General features: G+C 66.5%; 13 protein-coding genes. 6 read left to right on the forward strand and 7 right to left on the reverse strand.

Going from position 1 to position 15,229, the window contains the following annotated elements; all coding sequences use genetic code 11:
* Positions 1–169 precede the first annotated feature (169 nt).
* Together BLJ79_RS03945 and BLJ79_RS03950 are read right to left on the reverse strand one after the other, a co-directional pair.
* Complete coding sequence (locus BLJ79_RS03945) at positions 170–391, reverse strand: molybdopterin-dependent oxidoreductase (protein ID WP_083410989.1); 222 nt, start codon at positions 389–391, stop codon at positions 170–172.
* Positions 355–1,728, reverse strand: a complete 1,374-nt coding sequence (locus tag BLJ79_RS03950) for an RNA-guided endonuclease InsQ/TnpB family protein (RefSeq protein ID WP_083410990.1) — start codon at positions 1,726–1,728, stop codon at positions 355–357. Before BLJ79_RS03950 ends, BLJ79_RS03945 begins: the two co-directional genes overlap by 37 nt.
* A 74-nt stretch (positions 1,729–1,802) precedes the next feature.
* Between BLJ79_RS03950 and BLJ79_RS23895 the strand changes: the two genes are divergently transcribed.
* Together BLJ79_RS23895 and BLJ79_RS03960 are read left to right on the forward strand one after the other, a co-directional pair.
* Positions 1,803–2,198 (forward strand): transposase, encoded by a 396-nt coding sequence (locus BLJ79_RS23895; protein WP_083410991.1) that lies wholly within the window; start codon positions 1,803–1,805, stop codon positions 2,196–2,198.
* Positions 2,199–3,036: 838 nt separating this feature from the next.
* Positions 3,037–3,456: an arsenate reductase/protein-tyrosine-phosphatase family protein gene (locus BLJ79_RS03960; RefSeq protein ID WP_071213389.1), complete on the forward strand. Its 420-nt coding sequence runs from the start codon at positions 3,037–3,039 to the stop codon at positions 3,454–3,456.
* Positions 3,457–3,585: 129 nt separating this feature from the next.
* Here the strand turns inward: BLJ79_RS03960 and BLJ79_RS03965 are convergent, their stop codons facing one another.
* Positions 3,586–4,047 (reverse strand): hypothetical protein, encoded by a 462-nt coding sequence (locus tag BLJ79_RS03965; RefSeq protein WP_071213390.1) that lies wholly within the window; start codon positions 4,045–4,047, stop codon positions 3,586–3,588.
* 521 nt (positions 4,048–4,568) lie between these two features.
* On the opposite strand from BLJ79_RS03965, the gene BLJ79_RS03970 reads away from it, so the two are divergent.
* A complete protein-coding gene (locus BLJ79_RS03970) occupies positions 4,569–4,778 on the forward strand; it encodes a hypothetical protein (protein ID WP_071213391.1) in 210 nt (69 codons plus the stop codon).
* A gap of 529 nt (positions 4,779–5,307) precedes the next feature.
* The gene (locus BLJ79_RS03975; protein WP_071213392.1) at positions 5,308–6,921 is read left to right on the forward strand and encodes an AMP-binding protein; all 1,614 of its coding nucleotides are present in this window, start codon (positions 5,308–5,310) and stop codon (positions 6,919–6,921) included.
* Here the strand turns inward: BLJ79_RS03975 and BLJ79_RS22755 are convergent.
* The 4 genes from BLJ79_RS22755 to BLJ79_RS03990 all read right to left on the reverse strand — a co-directional run bounded on the left by BLJ79_RS22755 (position 6,810) and on the right by BLJ79_RS03990 (position 13,705).
* Positions 6,810–7,292 carry a hypothetical protein gene (locus tag BLJ79_RS22755; RefSeq protein WP_139194705.1) on the reverse strand — a complete coding sequence of 161 codons (483 nt, stop codon included), beginning with the start codon at positions 7,290–7,292 and terminating at the stop codon, positions 6,810–6,812. The two genes, BLJ79_RS03975 and BLJ79_RS22755, sit on opposite strands and share 112 nt — an antisense overlap.
* A gap of 128 nt (positions 7,293–7,420) precedes the next feature.
* Complete coding sequence (gene acnA, locus BLJ79_RS03980) at positions 7,421–10,126, reverse strand: aconitate hydratase AcnA (RefSeq protein ID WP_071213393.1); 2,706 nt, start codon at positions 10,124–10,126, stop codon at positions 7,421–7,423.
* A 181-nt stretch (positions 10,127–10,307) separates the two neighbouring features.
* Positions 10,308–11,660, reverse strand: coding sequence for a class I SAM-dependent RNA methyltransferase (locus BLJ79_RS03985; RefSeq protein ID WP_071213394.1), 1,353 nt, complete (start codon positions 11,658–11,660; stop codon positions 10,308–10,310).
* On the reverse strand, positions 11,657–13,705 hold the full coding sequence (locus BLJ79_RS03990) for an APC family permease (protein WP_071213395.1): 2,049 nt from the start codon (positions 13,703–13,705) through the stop codon (positions 11,657–11,659). The genes BLJ79_RS03985 and BLJ79_RS03990 overlap by 4 nt, the downstream gene beginning before the upstream one ends.
* A gap of 156 nt (positions 13,706–13,861) precedes the next feature.
* Between BLJ79_RS03990 and BLJ79_RS03995 the strand changes: the two genes are divergently transcribed.
* Positions 13,862–14,548: a potassium channel family protein gene (locus BLJ79_RS03995; protein WP_071213599.1), complete on the forward strand. Its 687-nt coding sequence runs from the start codon at positions 13,862–13,864 to the stop codon at positions 14,546–14,548.
* Complete coding sequence (locus tag BLJ79_RS04000; RefSeq protein ID WP_071213396.1) at positions 14,545–15,219, forward strand: potassium channel family protein; 675 nt, start codon at positions 14,545–14,547, stop codon at positions 15,217–15,219. The genes BLJ79_RS03995 and BLJ79_RS04000 overlap by 4 nt, the downstream gene beginning before the upstream one ends.
* Positions 15,220–15,229 lie beyond the last annotated feature (10 nt).

Below are 15,229 nucleotides of genomic sequence, written 5' to 3' on the forward strand. Positions count from 1 at the left end.
CGCTCCGCGTTTGGACCCGGGCACCATGGCGGTGCACACCACATCGCCGCTCCCCCCGGGCAGCGCCGGGAACCCGCCTCGGCGTGGGGTGCCGGCGGCGGGTCCCGCGGTCCGCCTGTTGTGCGGGCCGGCGGCGAAGGGTCCGGAAAACCACCGGACGGGACGCGACTCAGATCGACTGCCGGTAGCCGAAGAACTCGTGGTCGTTGTTGTACCCGCCCTCGCCGCCGCCGAATTGCCCGAAGTCCTCCACGAATTCGATGCCCTTGATCCATTTCACGAGCTTGAAGCCGAGCTGGACCGCGTTGCGCAGCCGCAGCGGGGCACCGTGGCCGAAGGACAGTTCCCCGTCGTTCATGTCGTAGGCCAGCATCGTGAGTTGGTAGTGCATCTGCTCGATGGGTTGGGCGTCATAGTGAATTGCCCACCGGCGGAGGTGTGGGCTTCCGCCCGCACCTCCGCCGGTGGGATCGGCACGGTGGTGGGCGCCGGTCCGGCGGTGGCCACGGTCATGCCTGACGAGGCCAATTCCGTGCCCCGGGTTTCAATTTCTTGTGCCGCGTTGGTGTCGGCGTTCACGGCGATCCCGAACATGCTGCACGTGGTGTTGGTGCACCGGAAGTCCGCTTGGCTCTCGCGGTTTCCGATGATCCGGCACGTGGTACAGGTTTGGCTCGTGTAGCGCGCGTTGACGGTGATGACCGTTCCGCCGTGCTCCCCGGCCTTGTAGGCGACCATGCGATGGAAGTCGCCCCAGCCCTCGTTGAGGATGGACTTGTTCAATCCGGTTTTGGCCGCCGCATGGTTGGGCAGCCACGACCCGGGGTTTTCTGGATCCGGCTTGGGCTTCGCCCGCGTGGTCATGTTGCTGATGTCCAAATCTTCCAGGACGATCAGGCTGTAGTCAGTGGCGATCTTGCGCGAGGTCTTGTCCAAGAAGTCCTTGCGGCGGCGCGCCTGGCGGTTCCTGAGCGCGGAGATCGAGGCCTGGGTGCGGCGTTGTCGGTTGCTGGTCCGCGCGCTGGTGGCCCGCCGGCGGGCCTCCTGCCGGGCCAGCTGGCGCTCCAGGCGCAGCAGGGACTTGGCTTCGGTGCCTGTGAGGAAGTCGGGGTGCTCGAAGTTGGTGCCGTCGGACAGGGCCAGGGGAACAACGACACCGCGGTCGATGCCAATGGCTGCTCGCTTGTGGGCGGTGGGCCTGGCGATCGGCCCGGTCCTGGTGCGGAAGATGAGGTGCCAGCCGAGCCCGTCACGGACCAGGCGGGCCCCGGTCACGGCCGTGAAATCGACCTTGCGGTGCAGGCGGACCTTGAGCTTCCCGGCCAAGGGGACGTTCACGGTGATGTATTTGCCGTTGACCCGGGTGGGCTTGAGGTCGCGGGCTTGGGGGATGTCGATGCCCAAGCGCGTGTGGCGCTTCTTGAAGGTGGGTGCCTGGGCGGGGTGCCCGGGATCCCAGCAGTTCATCCAGGCTTTGAAGTAGTTTTTCCACACCGATTGGGCTGCCTGGGCGGGGAGGTCGGCGAACCAACCGTAGTCTTCGTCCTTGCGGATGTTCTTGATTTCCCGGGTGTACCAGTCAAGCCCGACCCGGAAGCCGTTGGCCTGCCATGCGCCGTGGATAAGGTTCCACAGGGCACGTGCGGCATGGCCCTGGCGTTCCAGGGCAGCGGCCTGTTCGGGTGTGGGATACACCCGGAAGCGGTAATTTCTCCTGCCGAAGTCCATGCCCCCATTTTCCCCGGGTGGCGGCCGGCCGGCTCGGACCGCTCTGCGGACTGTGGAAAACCTCCTCCCTTTGAATGGAACCGGAACCCGCGGAGCGACCCCGCTTTCCCCGTGGACCTCACCCCGTCAGCGTCGCTACGTCTCCGTCCAAGCAACGCCGAGCCCATACCACCGGGGCAGGTGTGGGGCTCGATGCCGGGCCGGCGGGATCCAACGGTGAACACAACCACGTGCACCTGCTGGCCAGTTTCCCGCCCACCATCGAACCGACCCGCCCCACCAGCCTCCAAAAGAGCGTTTCGAGTCGGAACCTGCGCCGTGACCATCACGCTCGCGTCCAACGCTTTTTGTGGGGCAAGCACCCCTTGTCTCGTTCCTCCTACTGCGGGACCGTCGGTGGCCTCCAGCATGGACACCGTCAGCCGATTCACCCACACCCCTCGAGGGGCGGGCGTTCTCGCTCCAGTTAGGTAGAACACGATCCCGTTGGCCAGCCACAGCGTGTTCATGCCCAGGTGCCACCAGCGGGCCAGCCCGATCGAGTGCCGCCGTCCGGGCAACCCGATGGAATCGGGCAGCGTGATCGAGTCTTCCTTGGCGGTGTACAGCGGGTCGGTGGGTACCGGCTTCTGGACCCTGAACCAATCCTTGCCCGGGGTTGAGTGCCGGGTCCAATACAGCCGCGGGTGGTCCGCGATGATCGTCACCCCGGAGCGGATGATCGGGATGAGCAACAGCATGTTCAAGAAGTGCTGCCAGCCGACCCACGGAGGGAAGCCCGCGCCCTCCTCGGCACCGGCGGGCAGCACCGTGCCGGAGTGTTCGTTGAGAAAGTCCGCGACCCCCGCGGTTTCGCGCAGGCCCTTGGCCACCGCGACCGCGGCCAACAGCACCACGAAGCCCAACGGCACCAGCCACAGCAGGTTCAGCCAGCGGTCACGACCCACCCGCACCCGGGGAACGACCCCGTATTGGGCAGGGACTCCACCGGCCCAAGTTTCGTCGACAACGTCGTGGGGCTTCCTGGAGAGTTGCTCGCCGAATCCCCCGGCTGCCGATTCTGGATTCGGCTTGCTCACGGCGTGTCCTGTGCTGCGTCGATGCGTCGGGCCGCGGGCCGCGGCCGCACGGTGTTGGATGAGTCGGGCGATGGCACGGAGTACCTCCAGGCGGGAATCAAGCGGTTCCCATGCGTCGCGCCTGCGGCCGCCACCTTCAGCATAGGTGCCCGAAGGCCAGGGACCATAGGATGGAGGGGAAAGATGGGCCGGTTTCCCGGCCCCGACCACCAGTAAAGGAACTGCCGCCGTGCCAAAGACGAAACCCCCTGTCCTCTTCGTCTGCAACACCAACGGGGGCAAGTCCCAGCTCGCCGCCGCATTGCTGCGCCAGGCCGCAGGCGAGGGCGTGCAGGTCCTCTCGGCCGGCCTGATCCCGGCACACCACATCAACGAGTTGGCCGCGGACGTTGTCGCCGAGCTGGGCGCGGACATGCGTTCCGAGGTCCCCACCGCGCTGACCGAGGAGGCGCTGCGTGCCGCGGACCGGGTCGTCATCGTGGGCGAGGCCCAGGTGCCCGAGCTCGAGGGCGTCACCATGGAGCGTTGGATTCCCGCCGAGGCGCCGGCCGAGCTGGCCACCGAGCGCGAACGCATGGAGTTCCTGCGCGACGACATCGCCGCCCGGGTAGCAGCGTTGAACGATGATCTCCGGCATGCATCGGAATAGGCTCCGGTGCCCCTGAGTCCCGAATTGCGTTGACTCGGTCCGGGACCTTGGGTGCACGGGGCGGTTCAAGTTCCTCTCCGGCACGACGAATTCATGCCGCTCGGTGCCGGACTGTTACGCGCCGGCAGGTCAGTGCCGGGGCGCGCCGCCGTCCCGGTTGGTTGTGCCATCTTCGGTTCCGCTAGGCCGCTCCGGCTGGCTGGATTCCTCGATCGGTTCCGGTCGTGCGTCGGATGCCCCAAGATCCTGGCGTGCTCCGGTATCTGCATCCGGGTCGAGCGACTGGGCTCTCCGGGCCTGTTCATGGGCGCTGGACCGTGCTGACTGGGCGTCCGCGGTCTGGTTTCGGGCCTCTGCCTGAAGTCGCTCGGCTTCGACTTGGGCCTGCTTCGCGTCCGCTGCCGCCCGGTCGGCTTTTGCTTCGCTCTCCCGTGCATTGAGTTCCTCGTCAACGGCCGACTGGCGGAGGGTTTCCGCCTGCTCGCGGTTTTTCTCCTTCTTCCGTCGTTGGCCAAGTGAAAGCACGAGGCCAAGGACCACCAGTACGACAACGACTATAACGATGGTCCACACCAACTGGGCTGAATCCATGATCTTCGACCTCGTTCCAATGTAAACAATGGGTAGGACCAGTAAATCCCAAAACCAGGTCGGTTGCCATGAATATGCAACAGTGGCTCATCGGGTTGACCCGAATCCCGGGATTCATATCTGGGATTCAAACGTGATCCAGCCGCCGGCTTCACCTCATGGTCAGCGCTCGCGTCCAGAGGCCGGGCCGGAGGAATCGTTCCGGCGGTCGGGCCCCAGGACGCTTCGCCCGGAATTCGCCCATCCAGAATCACGGTTGCATTGGTTTCCGCAGGAGCGGGCTGGCCGAGGAAAATTCCTTAACCAACCCGCCCCTGCGGGCACTGATCCGCGCTGGCTGGACTACTGGCGCAGGACGTACTGCAGGATGCCACCGTTGCGGTCGCAGGCCGCTTCGGTGGACCGCGGGCGACCCCGTGCAAGCCCGGGCCGCCGGTCTGGTTCCGGCGCGTCGCATCCATGAGCTGGCGGCCTCGGTGCCGGAGGAGCCGACGCCGGCATGCGCTCCAAGGTCCCCGGCATTGACCGAAGAGGCATGGGACGCCGCCGACCGGGACATCATCGTCCGCGAAGCCCTGGTGCCCGAACTGGAAGGCGTCACGGTGGAACGTTGGGTACCGCAGGAGGCCGCGGCTTCCCGTGGCACCGAACGGGAATGCATGGCCTTCCTGCGCGATGACCTCGCGACACGTTTTGCCGAGCGGAAACAGTCCCTGGCACCCGGGAAGTAGCCCTCAAGTGTTTCCAGCGACCGACGCGGATCCGGCCGCGGGCAGCTGGATCGATGATTGCGCATCAGCTGCGGTCCCCCGGCGCTCGGGACCGAGCCCGGCCGGTGTGGAAGATCACCGAAGCACGTTGCCGCCAAGGAGAACGGACGATGACGGCCTTCGCTGATCCCTGCTGGGAATCGGACCGGGCCAGCGGCTTGCCGGGCGGTTCTGCGAAAGAGGGTGGTTGCCGCCATGGCGGCCTTTCCGGGCAACGACGTCTTCAATGCCAAGGCCGCTGACCAAGATCCCGCGTCCGGCCCTTTCGGTCAACGCGAATTCGGGTTAGTCTCCATTAACCGTGATGCCAAACACACCACTAGGGGTCCGCGGCAAACGGCACAATTTCCGACCTCGAGACCCCGAGCAAGATTGGATGCCCCATGAGTGCTGGAACGACACAGGTATTGCCGTGCATCACAACCCCGGTGCCCGGACCCTGCCCTAACCGGCGGCTGGCCTCCTGCCGCCGTTGGACGGGGACGAGGTCATGAAATCCTATGCCAAGGGCGAGACCCTGGTTCCGCTGTTGACCGAAACGATTGGCCGCGCATTTGAATCGACGGTTCAGGGGCACGGCGCATCGGAAGCCCTGGTCGAGGTTGCCACCGGGCGACGCTGGACCTGGACGGAGCTTGATCGCGACGTCAACGACTTGGCCAGGGGCCTGCTTGCCGCGGGAATGGCACCGGGCGACCGTGTGGGCATCTGGGCACCCAATTGCGCCGATTGGACCTTGGTGCAGTTCGCCACGGCGAAGATCGGTGTCATCCTGGTCAATATCAATCCGGCCTACCGGACCCATGAATACGCCTTTGCCGCGAACCACAGTGGCCTGCGGATGCTCATCGCCGCATCGCGTTTCAAGACCAGCGACAACCGGTCCATGATCGAGCAGACCGCGGGCGAGACCCCGGGGCTGGAACGCGTGGTCTATCTCGACACGGCCGACTGGGCCGAGCTCATCGAGTCGGGGCGGGAACTCGCCCCGGACGCCGTGGCCCGGCGCATGGAGTCGTTGCTGCCCGATGACCCGATCAACATCCAATACACCTCGGGGACCACGGGGTTCCCCAAGGGGGCAACGCTCAGCCACCGAAACATCCTCAACAACGGGCACTTCACCACCGAGCTGATCGGCCTGGGCCCCGTCGACCGCCTGTGTATCCCCGTCCCGTTCTACCATTGCTTCGGAATGGTCATGGCCAACATCGGCTGCATGACCCACGGGGCCACCATGGTGATCCCGTCACCGGGGTTCGATGCCGAAACCACCCTGCAAACCATCTCCGCGGAGCGATGCACGGCCGTCTACGGGGTGCCGACCATGTTCATCGCCATGCAGAACCACCCCACGTTTGGAACCCATGACTTTTCCAGCCTGCGCACCGGAATCATGGCCGGTTCGGTCTGTCCGGTGGAGGTCATGCAGCGCTGCATCACGGAAATGAACATGTCCGAGGTGTCCATCGCCTACGGGATGACCGAAACCAGCCCGGTCTCCTGCCAAACCCGTGCGGATGACGATCTTGAGCGCCGCACGGCAACCATCGGCCGGGTCCACCCGCATCTGGAGATCAAGATCGTCGACCCGGCCACGGGCGAAACCCTGGAGCGGGGCCGCACCGGCGAATTGTGCACCCGCGGCTACTCGGTGATGCTCGGTTACTGGAACGATGCGGAAAAAACCGCCGAAGCGATCGACGCCGAGGGCTGGATGCACACCGGCGACCTCGCCGAGATGCGCGAGGACGGGTATTGCAACGTCGTGGGACGGATCAAGGACATGGTGATCCGCGGCGGGGAAAACATCTACCCCAGGGAAATCGAGGAATTCCTGTACAGCCATCCGGACATCGAAGATGTCCAGGTCATCGGGGTGCCCGATGAAAAGTACGGCGAGGCACTGTGTGCCTGCGTCAAGATGAAGGCGGGCGCAACGCCGCTGGACCTGCCGGCACTGCAGGATTTCGTCCGCGGCCGGCTGGCCCACTACAAGGTTCCGGCCCATTTGGTCATCGTCGATGAATTCCCGATGACGGTGACCGGGAAGATCCGCAAGATCCAGCTTCGCGAGGAAGCCTCGGCCAGGCTCGGACTTTGAGCCGTTTCCGGTGAGGCCGACCTGGAGCAGGCGCTCGAGGGGGGTCGCAGTTGATTCCACGAGCGCTCGATCATTGCGGAGTCCGCTGGATCCTCGCCGACATAGGAGTCGGTGTACGACGCCATGCCGCCGCGCATGGCATGCAGCCCGTTCCTGGCCCCGTGGCGCAGCTGCTCGCCGGTCTCCGCCCCGGCGACCCGGTTCCTGATCCAGGCTGCGCTGCGGGCGACAACGTCGGCGGAGCCGGGCGTTCCCGGATTGGCATGCCTGGCGAAATATTGCTCCAGCCGCCAAGTGATCTCGATGACCTCCTCAATGGATTGCCGTTTCCGGTCCCGTTTCAGGAGGTTGGCCAGTCGCGTGATCCCCATGGCCACCACCACTGTTCGCCTGGCCCTGCTCCAAGGAATTCCTGCAGGTTAAATGCCGCAAGGGCGGTCCGCTCCGAATTGCTTCGGAACGGCCCGCCCTTGCGGTGCGTGGATCGTGCGCCTGCTGGTTAGCTGGCGGAGATCTGGCGCAGGACGTACTGCAGGATGCCACCGTTGCGGTAGTAGTCCGCCTCGCCCGGGGTGTCGATGCGCAGGTCGGCATCGAAGGAGACGGTCTTGCCGTCCTCGGCCACGGCGGTGACCTTCAGGGTCTTGGGGGTGGTGCCGTTGTTGAGTTCGGTCACTCCCTCGACGGAGAAGGTCTCGGTGCCGGTCAGGCCCAGGGTCTCGGCGTTTTCGCCGGCCGGGAACTGCAGCGGAAGAACGCCCATGCCGATGAGGTTCGAGCGGTGGATGCGCTCGAACGACTCGGTGATGACGGCCTTGACGCCCAGCAACGCGGTGCCCTTGGCTGCCCAGTCGCGCGAGGAGCCCGATCCGTATTCCTTGCCGCCCAGGATGACCAGCGGGGTGCCGGCTTCCTTGTAGTTCTGCGCAGCGTCGTAGACGTAGGCCTGCGGAGCACCTTCCTGGGTGAAGTCGCGGGTGAAGCCACCCTCGACGTTGTCCAGGATCTGGTTGCGGATGCGGATGTTCGCGAACGTGCCGCGGATCATGACCTCGTGGTTGCCACGGCGCGAGCCGTAGGAGTTGAAGTCCTTGCGGTCCACGCCGTTGGCCAGCAGGTACTGGCCGGCCGGTGAATCGGACTTGAACGAACCGGCCGGGGAGATGTGGTCGGTGGTGACCGAATCGCCCAGCTTCAGCAGCACGCGGGCACCTTCGATGTTCTCCACCGGTGCCGGGGTTGCGGTCATGCCCTCGAAGTACGGGGGCTTGCGGACGTAGGTCGAATCCTCGGCCCACTCGAAGGTGTTGCCCGCCGGGGTGTCCAGGGCCTTCCAGCGGTCGTCGCCGTCGAAGACGCCCTCGTAGCCGCGGGCAAACATGTCCGCGTCGATGGAGGAATCCATCGTGGCCTGGACCTCGGTCGGGGTCGGCCAGATGTCCTTGAGGAACACCTCGTTGCCGGCCTCGTCGGTGCCCAGCGAATCGTTCTCGAAGTCGAAGTCCATGGTGCCGGCCAGGGCGTAGGCGATGACCAGTGGCGGGGACGCCAGGTAGTTCATCTTCACGTCCGGGTTGATGCGGCCTTCGAAGTTGCGGTTGCCCGAGAGCACTGCGGTGGCGGAGAGGTCGTGGGCCTGGATGGCCTCGGAGATCTCGGCGTCCAGCGGACCGGAGTTGCCGATGCAGGTGGCGCAGCCGTAGCCCACGATGAAGAAGCCGAGCTTCTCCAGGTACGGCATCAGGCCGGACTTCTCGTAGTACTCGGTGACGACCTTCGAGCCCGGGGCGACGGATGTCTTGACCCAAGGCTTGGACACCAGGCCCTTTTCCACTGCCTTGCGTGCCAGCAGTGCTGCGGCAAGCATGACCGAGGGGTTGGACGTGTTGGTGCACGAGGTGATCGAGGCGATGGAAACCAGGCCGTGGTCGATCGAGAAGCTCGTGCCGTCTGCCTTGGTGACCTCGACGGAGGTCGACGGGCGGCCGATGCCCAGCTCGTCGGCTGCGCCTTCGGCGTAGTTGTGGATGTCCTTGCGGAACTGCTCCTTCGCGCTGGAAAGCTCGATGCGGTCCTGGGGACGCTTCGGGCCGGCGATGGAGGGAACCACGGTGGACAGGTCCAGCTCGAGGAACTCGGAGAAGCGGATCTCGCGGCTCGGGTCGTGCCACAGGCCCTGCTCCTTGGCGTAGGCCTCGACGAGGTCCACGTTCTCCTCGGAGCGGCCGGTCAGGCGCAGGTAGTCCAGGGTGACGTCATCGATCGGGAACATGGCCGCGGTGGAGCCGAACTCCGGGGACATGTTGCCGATGGTTGCGCGGTTTGCCAGCGGAACCTCGGCAACGCCCTGTCCGTAGAACTCCACGAACTTGCCCACGACGCCGTGCTTGCGCAGCATCTCGGTGATGGTCAGCACGACGTCGGTCGCGGTGGCGCCGGCGGCGATCGCGCCGGAGAGCTTGAAGCCCACCACGCGCGGGATCAGCATGGAGACCGGCTGGCCGAGCATCGCTGCCTCGGCCTCGATGCCGCCCACGCCCCAGCCCAGCACGCCCATGCCGTTGACCATGGTGGTGTGCGAGTCGGTGCCGACGCAGGTGTCCGGGTAGGCACGCAGCACGCCGTTGACCTCGCGGGTCATCACGGTGCGGGCCAGGAACTCGATGTTCACCTGGTGCACGATGCCGGTGCCTGGCGGGACGACCTTGAAGTCGTCGAACGCGGTCTGGCCCCAGCGCAGGAACTGGTAACGCTCGCCGTTGCGCTGGTACTCGATCTCCATGTTGCGCTCGAGCGCACCGGCGTTGCCGAATGCGTCGATCTGCACGGAGTGGTCGATGACCATTTCGGCAGGTGCCAACGGGTTCACGCGGGTGGGGTCGCCACCCAGGTCCTTGACGGCCTCGCGCATCGTGGCGAGGTCAACGATGCACGGAACACCGGTGAAGTCCTGCATCAAGACGCGTGCCGGGGTGAACTGGATTTCGGTGTTGGGTTCGGACGCGGGATCCCACTGGCCCAGGGCCTTGACGTGGTCCGCGGTGATGTTCGCACCGTCTTCGGTGCGAAGCAGGTTCTCCAACAGAACCTTGAGGCTGTACGGAAGGCTTTGCGCGCCTTCGACGGCGTTCAGCCGGTAAATTTCATATTCGTTGCCCTTGACGTCCAATACGCCCTTGGCACCAAAACTGTCCACATTGCTCACGGGGACTCCTCTCGCCGGATTCTTCATCTTCGTTGCACACCCACAAGGAAATCCAGTTAGGCGGTCCTAACTGAGTTCAACTCGTGGATTCTTGCGACAGAGCTATAGACAGTCTATCCCCCACCGCCCATCGAACCCCGCCAACCCGACATTTACGGGTTCAACGGGGTCACATCTTCGCTCAGCGGCGGACAAACAATCCGACCGTCTCCATGTGGTGCGTGTGCGGATATAGGTCGATGACCTCGACCTCGTCCAGTCGGAAGCCGGCAGCGGCCAGGTCTGCGGTGTCGCGGGCGAACGAGGCCGGATCGCAGGAAACGTAGGAGATCTTCTGGGCGCCCGAACGGGCCATCGCGGAGACGGCCGTCTTGCCTGCACCGGTGCGCGGCGGGTCAAGCACGATCGAGTCGAGCTTGGCCTTGCGGGTGTTCAATTCCCGCGACAGCGTCTTCTCGACACGGCCCTGGGAAATGATCGCCTGGGGGAACTCGCGCAGGTTCTTGACCGCGTCCTTGCTGGTGCCCGGGGCGCCCTCGATGGACAGCAGCATGCCGTCGTCGCCCACGGCCTTGGCCAGCGGGGCGCTGAAGAGCCCCGCGCCGGCGTAGAGGTCCGCAACCCGGGTGCCGTAGCCCGGGGACAGCTGGGCCATGACGCGCTCGACCAGGGTGGCCGGGGCCAGGCGGTGGATCTGCCAGAAGCCCTCGCCGGTGATCCGGTAGTCGTGTCCGGCCACGGACTCCGAAAGCCAGGTGCGGCCGCGCAGGCGCTGCAGCGCGCCGCGGCCGTCGGCCACTGAGCCGCCGACCTGGGTGACGGAGGCCGCGGAAACCCCTTCCGGCAGGCGCTTGGCCGCACGCCCGGCGGCCCCGGCGACGGTGCCGTCCTCGACGAACAGCACCAGCACGCCGGAGTCCTCCCCCGAGCCAACGGCAACCTCGATGCGGCTGATGCCCACCAGCGGCAGCTCCCAGAGCTTGAGCTCGTTGATCTTCGGATGCGCCAGCGGCATCTCCTTGACCGGGACCAGGTCGTTGGAGCGGAAGGGACTCATGGCCAGGCGGCCCTTGGCATCGACGGCGAACGCCGTGCGCGTGCGCCAGCCCAGCGCGTCCGCGCTCTCGCCCTCGGGCGCCCGCACACCGGTGAAACCGTGTTCGGCGGCGTCGATGCCGCCCAGGCGCTCCAGCTGCTCGATGAAGATCCGGCCCTTGATCTCCCGCTGGGCCTCCAGCGAGATGTGCCCGAATTCGGCGCCGCCCACCGGCAGCGCGCCGCGTGCGGCCGCGTGCAGGGAATCGGCCTGTGTCCAGAAATGCGGCACCCGGGATTCGGCCGGCTCGTGGACCTCCACGACGTCGCCGCGCCAGAAGCGGGCCTTCTCGCCGTCCTCGCGCACCGCGACGGACACCAGTTCGCCGGGGATCCCGTGGCGCACGAAGATCACCCGGCCCTCGTGGCGGGCGACGGTGTGTCCGCCGTGGGCGGGTGCGCCCAGGCGCACCTTCAGGATGTTTTCGTGCGTGCTCATGGCGTGTCTTTCGGCTTGGAGATCGGAAGTGTTGCGGAAGTGTTGCGGGGCTTGGTCCCGGCCGAGCCCTGCTCGGTGGGGCCCAGGAACGTCGAGACGTCCGAGGAGGCCAGGCGCCACGGCACCGAGGCCACCACGACCCCGGGCTCGTAGTGCAGCCGGTTTTTGATGCGCATCGCCGTCTGGTTGTGCACCAGCTGCTCCCACCAGCGGCCCACCACGTATTCGGGGATATACACGACGATCAAGTCGCGCGGGGAATCGCGCTTGATGGAGCGGATGTGCTCGATCAGCGGCGCGGAGATCTCCCGGTACGGGGAGGCCAGCACCGTGATCGGCACCGGGATGCCCAGGGCCTCCCACTGCTTCAGCGTCGCCTCGGTGCGCTCGGAGTCCGCGTCCACCACGATGGCATCGAGCTTCGAGGGCCGGGCGGCGCGGGCGAAGGCCACGGCCCGCAGCACCGGCTTGCGCAGCGTGGAGACCAGCACCAGGGCGTGCACACGGGCCGGCAGCGCGGTGGCCGAGTCGTCGGCGCCGATGGCCAGTTCCTTGTCGACCTGCACGTAGTGCCGGTGCAGGGAATCCATCATGAAGAAGAGCACCGCGATGCCCAGCACCGCCAGCCAGGCGCCGTGCACCAGCCGGGTTCCCAGCACGATCACCAGCACCGCCGCGGTGAGGCCGAAGCCCACCAGGTTCAGCAGCCTCGAGCGGTGGATGCGGGCGCGCACCCGCTTGTCCGGGGTCTGGGCCAGTTCGCGGCCCCAGTGCCTGATCATGCCCAGCTGGCTCAGCGTGAAGGATACGAACACGCCCACCACGTAGAGCTGGATCAGCGTCGGCACGTGGGCGTTGAAAAGCCAGATCAGCACGATGGCGGCGATGGCCAGGGCCAGGATGCCATTGGAGAAGCCCAGCCGGTCCCCGCGGGTGCGCAGCTGGCGGGGCAGGTAGCCGTCGGTGGCCAGGTGCGAGGCCAGGTTCGGGAAGGAATTGAAGGCGGTGTGCGAGGCCATCAGCAGCACCGCCACGGTCAGGGCAAGCACCAGGTACAGGCCCACCGATTCGCCGCCGAAGATCGCCTCGGCCAGCTGGCCCAGCACCGGGTGCTGGATGTAGTCCGCCGGGACCGGCCCCCCGTCCAGGCGCAGCCCGGTGGCCGGATCCTCGACCACATGGACCTGCACGGCCCGGGCCAGGTACATCGTCCCCAGGGTCAGCGCGCCGGCAATCAGCCCCAGCAGCAGCAACACGGCCGCCGCATTGCGGGCCTTGGGCGCAGCCAGCGTGTGCAAGTTGGAGATCGGGACCTCCACGCCCGTCAGCGCGGCCGAGCCGGTGGAGAAGGCGCGCAGCACCAGCAGCACGCCGGCCAGCCCGGTGAGCCCGTGCGGGTAGTCCGGGTCCGGGACGACCTCGAACCCGGCACTCGGTGCGGTGCCCAGATTCCCGGTGGCGGCCAGGATGCCGCCGGCAGCCAGCATCACCAACACCACCCCGACAAAGAGGTACACCGGTGCGGCGCTCCCGATCCGGGAGCGGCCGCGACCGCGCAGGTTCAGCACCGCCAGGATCACGACCCCGGCGGTCGCGATCCACGCCTGGGACCCGGCCATGGCGGGGAACGCGGCGATGACGTAGTGCGAAGCCGAGGAAATCGACACGGCCACGGTGAGCACGAAGTCCACCAGCAGGGCGGCGGCCACGGTGGTCCCGGCGCGGTGCCCCAGATTCACCGAAGCGATCTCGTAGTCCCCTCCGCCGGAGGGGTAGGCCTTCACCGACTGCCGGTAGGAGGCAATGATGACCAGCATGACGACCATGACGGCCAGGCCCACCGAGGGCGAGAACGCCATGGCACTCAACCCGGCCAGCGCCAGGGTGAGGATCACCTCGTCCGGGGCGTAGGCGATGGAGGAGAACGCGGAGGCGGAGAAAATGGGCAGCGCAAGGCGTTTGCGAAGCGGCGCCTGCTTCAGCCTCTCGGTCCTGAAGGGGCGCCCCACCAGAATCCGCTTCAGCGCGGCAAGGAATGAAAGCACGATCCAAAGCTAGCCGCCTTTGCCCCGCCCTGTCATACACCACACCGAACCCGGGCACGTGAACAATCACGCATCCGGGCCCCGAACCGTGAAACACTGGTGGTGAACCGTGCCGCGGAGGACCGCAGGCACACGGCGGGAACAAAGGGATGGATCATGGCGCACTTCGTCATCATGGGTTGCGGCCGGGTCGGGGTGACCCTGGCCCACACGCTCGACGACGCCGGCCACTCGGTGGCCATCATCGACCAGGACGACCGCGCCTTCCGCAGGCTGCGCCGCAACTTCTCCGGGCTGAAGGTCTCCGGGGTCGGATTCGACCGCGAAACCCTGGAACGGGCGAACATCTCCGAGGCCTACGCCTTTGCCGCGGTCTCCAGCGGCGACAACTCCAACATCCTGGCCACCCGGGTGGCTCGCGAGACCTACCACGTCCCGCACGTGGTGGCCCGCATCTACGATCCGGGACGGGCCGAGATCTACCAGCGCCTGGGCATCCCCACGGTCGCCGCGGTCCGCTGGAGCTCGGACCAGGTGCTGCGCCGGATCCTGCCCGAACACTCGCTCAACGGGGACTTCCGCGAGGCCTCCGGACGGCTGATCCTCGGCGAGGTCAACGTCCACGAGGGCTGGTATGGCTCCGGGCTCGAGGAGCTCGAGGCCGCCGCCCCGATCCGCATCGCCTACCTCTCGCGCTTTGGCGAAGGGGTGCTGCCGGTGCCCGGCATGCGGCTGCAGCAAGGCGACATCGTGCACGCGATGATGCCGGTCAATGCCGACAAGGACATCGAAAAGGTCCTTTCCGTCGCCCCCAAGCCAACCACGGAGCAGAACGCACAATGAAGGTCATGATTGCCGGAGCCGGCTCCGTGGGAAGTTCCATTGCCAAGGAATTGATCACCAACGGGCACGAGGTGCTGCTCATCGACGAAAAGCCCGAGGTTGTCTCGCGGGCCGGGGTCCAGGGCGCGCGCTGGCTCTTCGGGGATGCCTGCGAGCTCTCGGTGCTCAAGGAGGCCAAGCTCGAGGAGGTCGACGTGGTGGTCTCGGCCACCGGCGACGACAAGGTCAACCTGGTCGTTTCCCTGCTGGCAAAGAGCGAGTTCGGGGTCGGTCGCACCGTGGGGCGGGTCAACAACCCGAAGAACGACTGGATGTTCGACGACGCCTGGGGCGTGGACGTCGCGGTGAGCACCCCGCGCCTGATGACCGCACTGGTCGAGGAGGCGGTGGAGATCGGCGACCTGGTGCGCCTGATGACCCTGCAGTCCGGGGTCGTATCGATGGTGGAGTTCACCGTGCCACACGATTCCGCGCTGATCGGACGCACCCTGGGCTCGGTGCCGTGGCCGGACGACGCCACGGTGGTGGCGATCCTGCGCGACGACGTGCCCCTGACCCCCAGCCCGGACGACGTCGTCGAGGGCGGGGACGAGCTGTTCTTCGTGACCACGATCGTGGCGGAGGACCAGCTGCGCGCGGTGCTGCGCAACTCGGATTCCGAACAGCCGTAGCCGGCGGCGG

The organism is Arthrobacter sp. UCD-GKA (assembly GCF_001863355.1).
GTDB lineage: Bacteria > Actinomycetota > Actinomycetes > Actinomycetales > Micrococcaceae > Paeniglutamicibacter.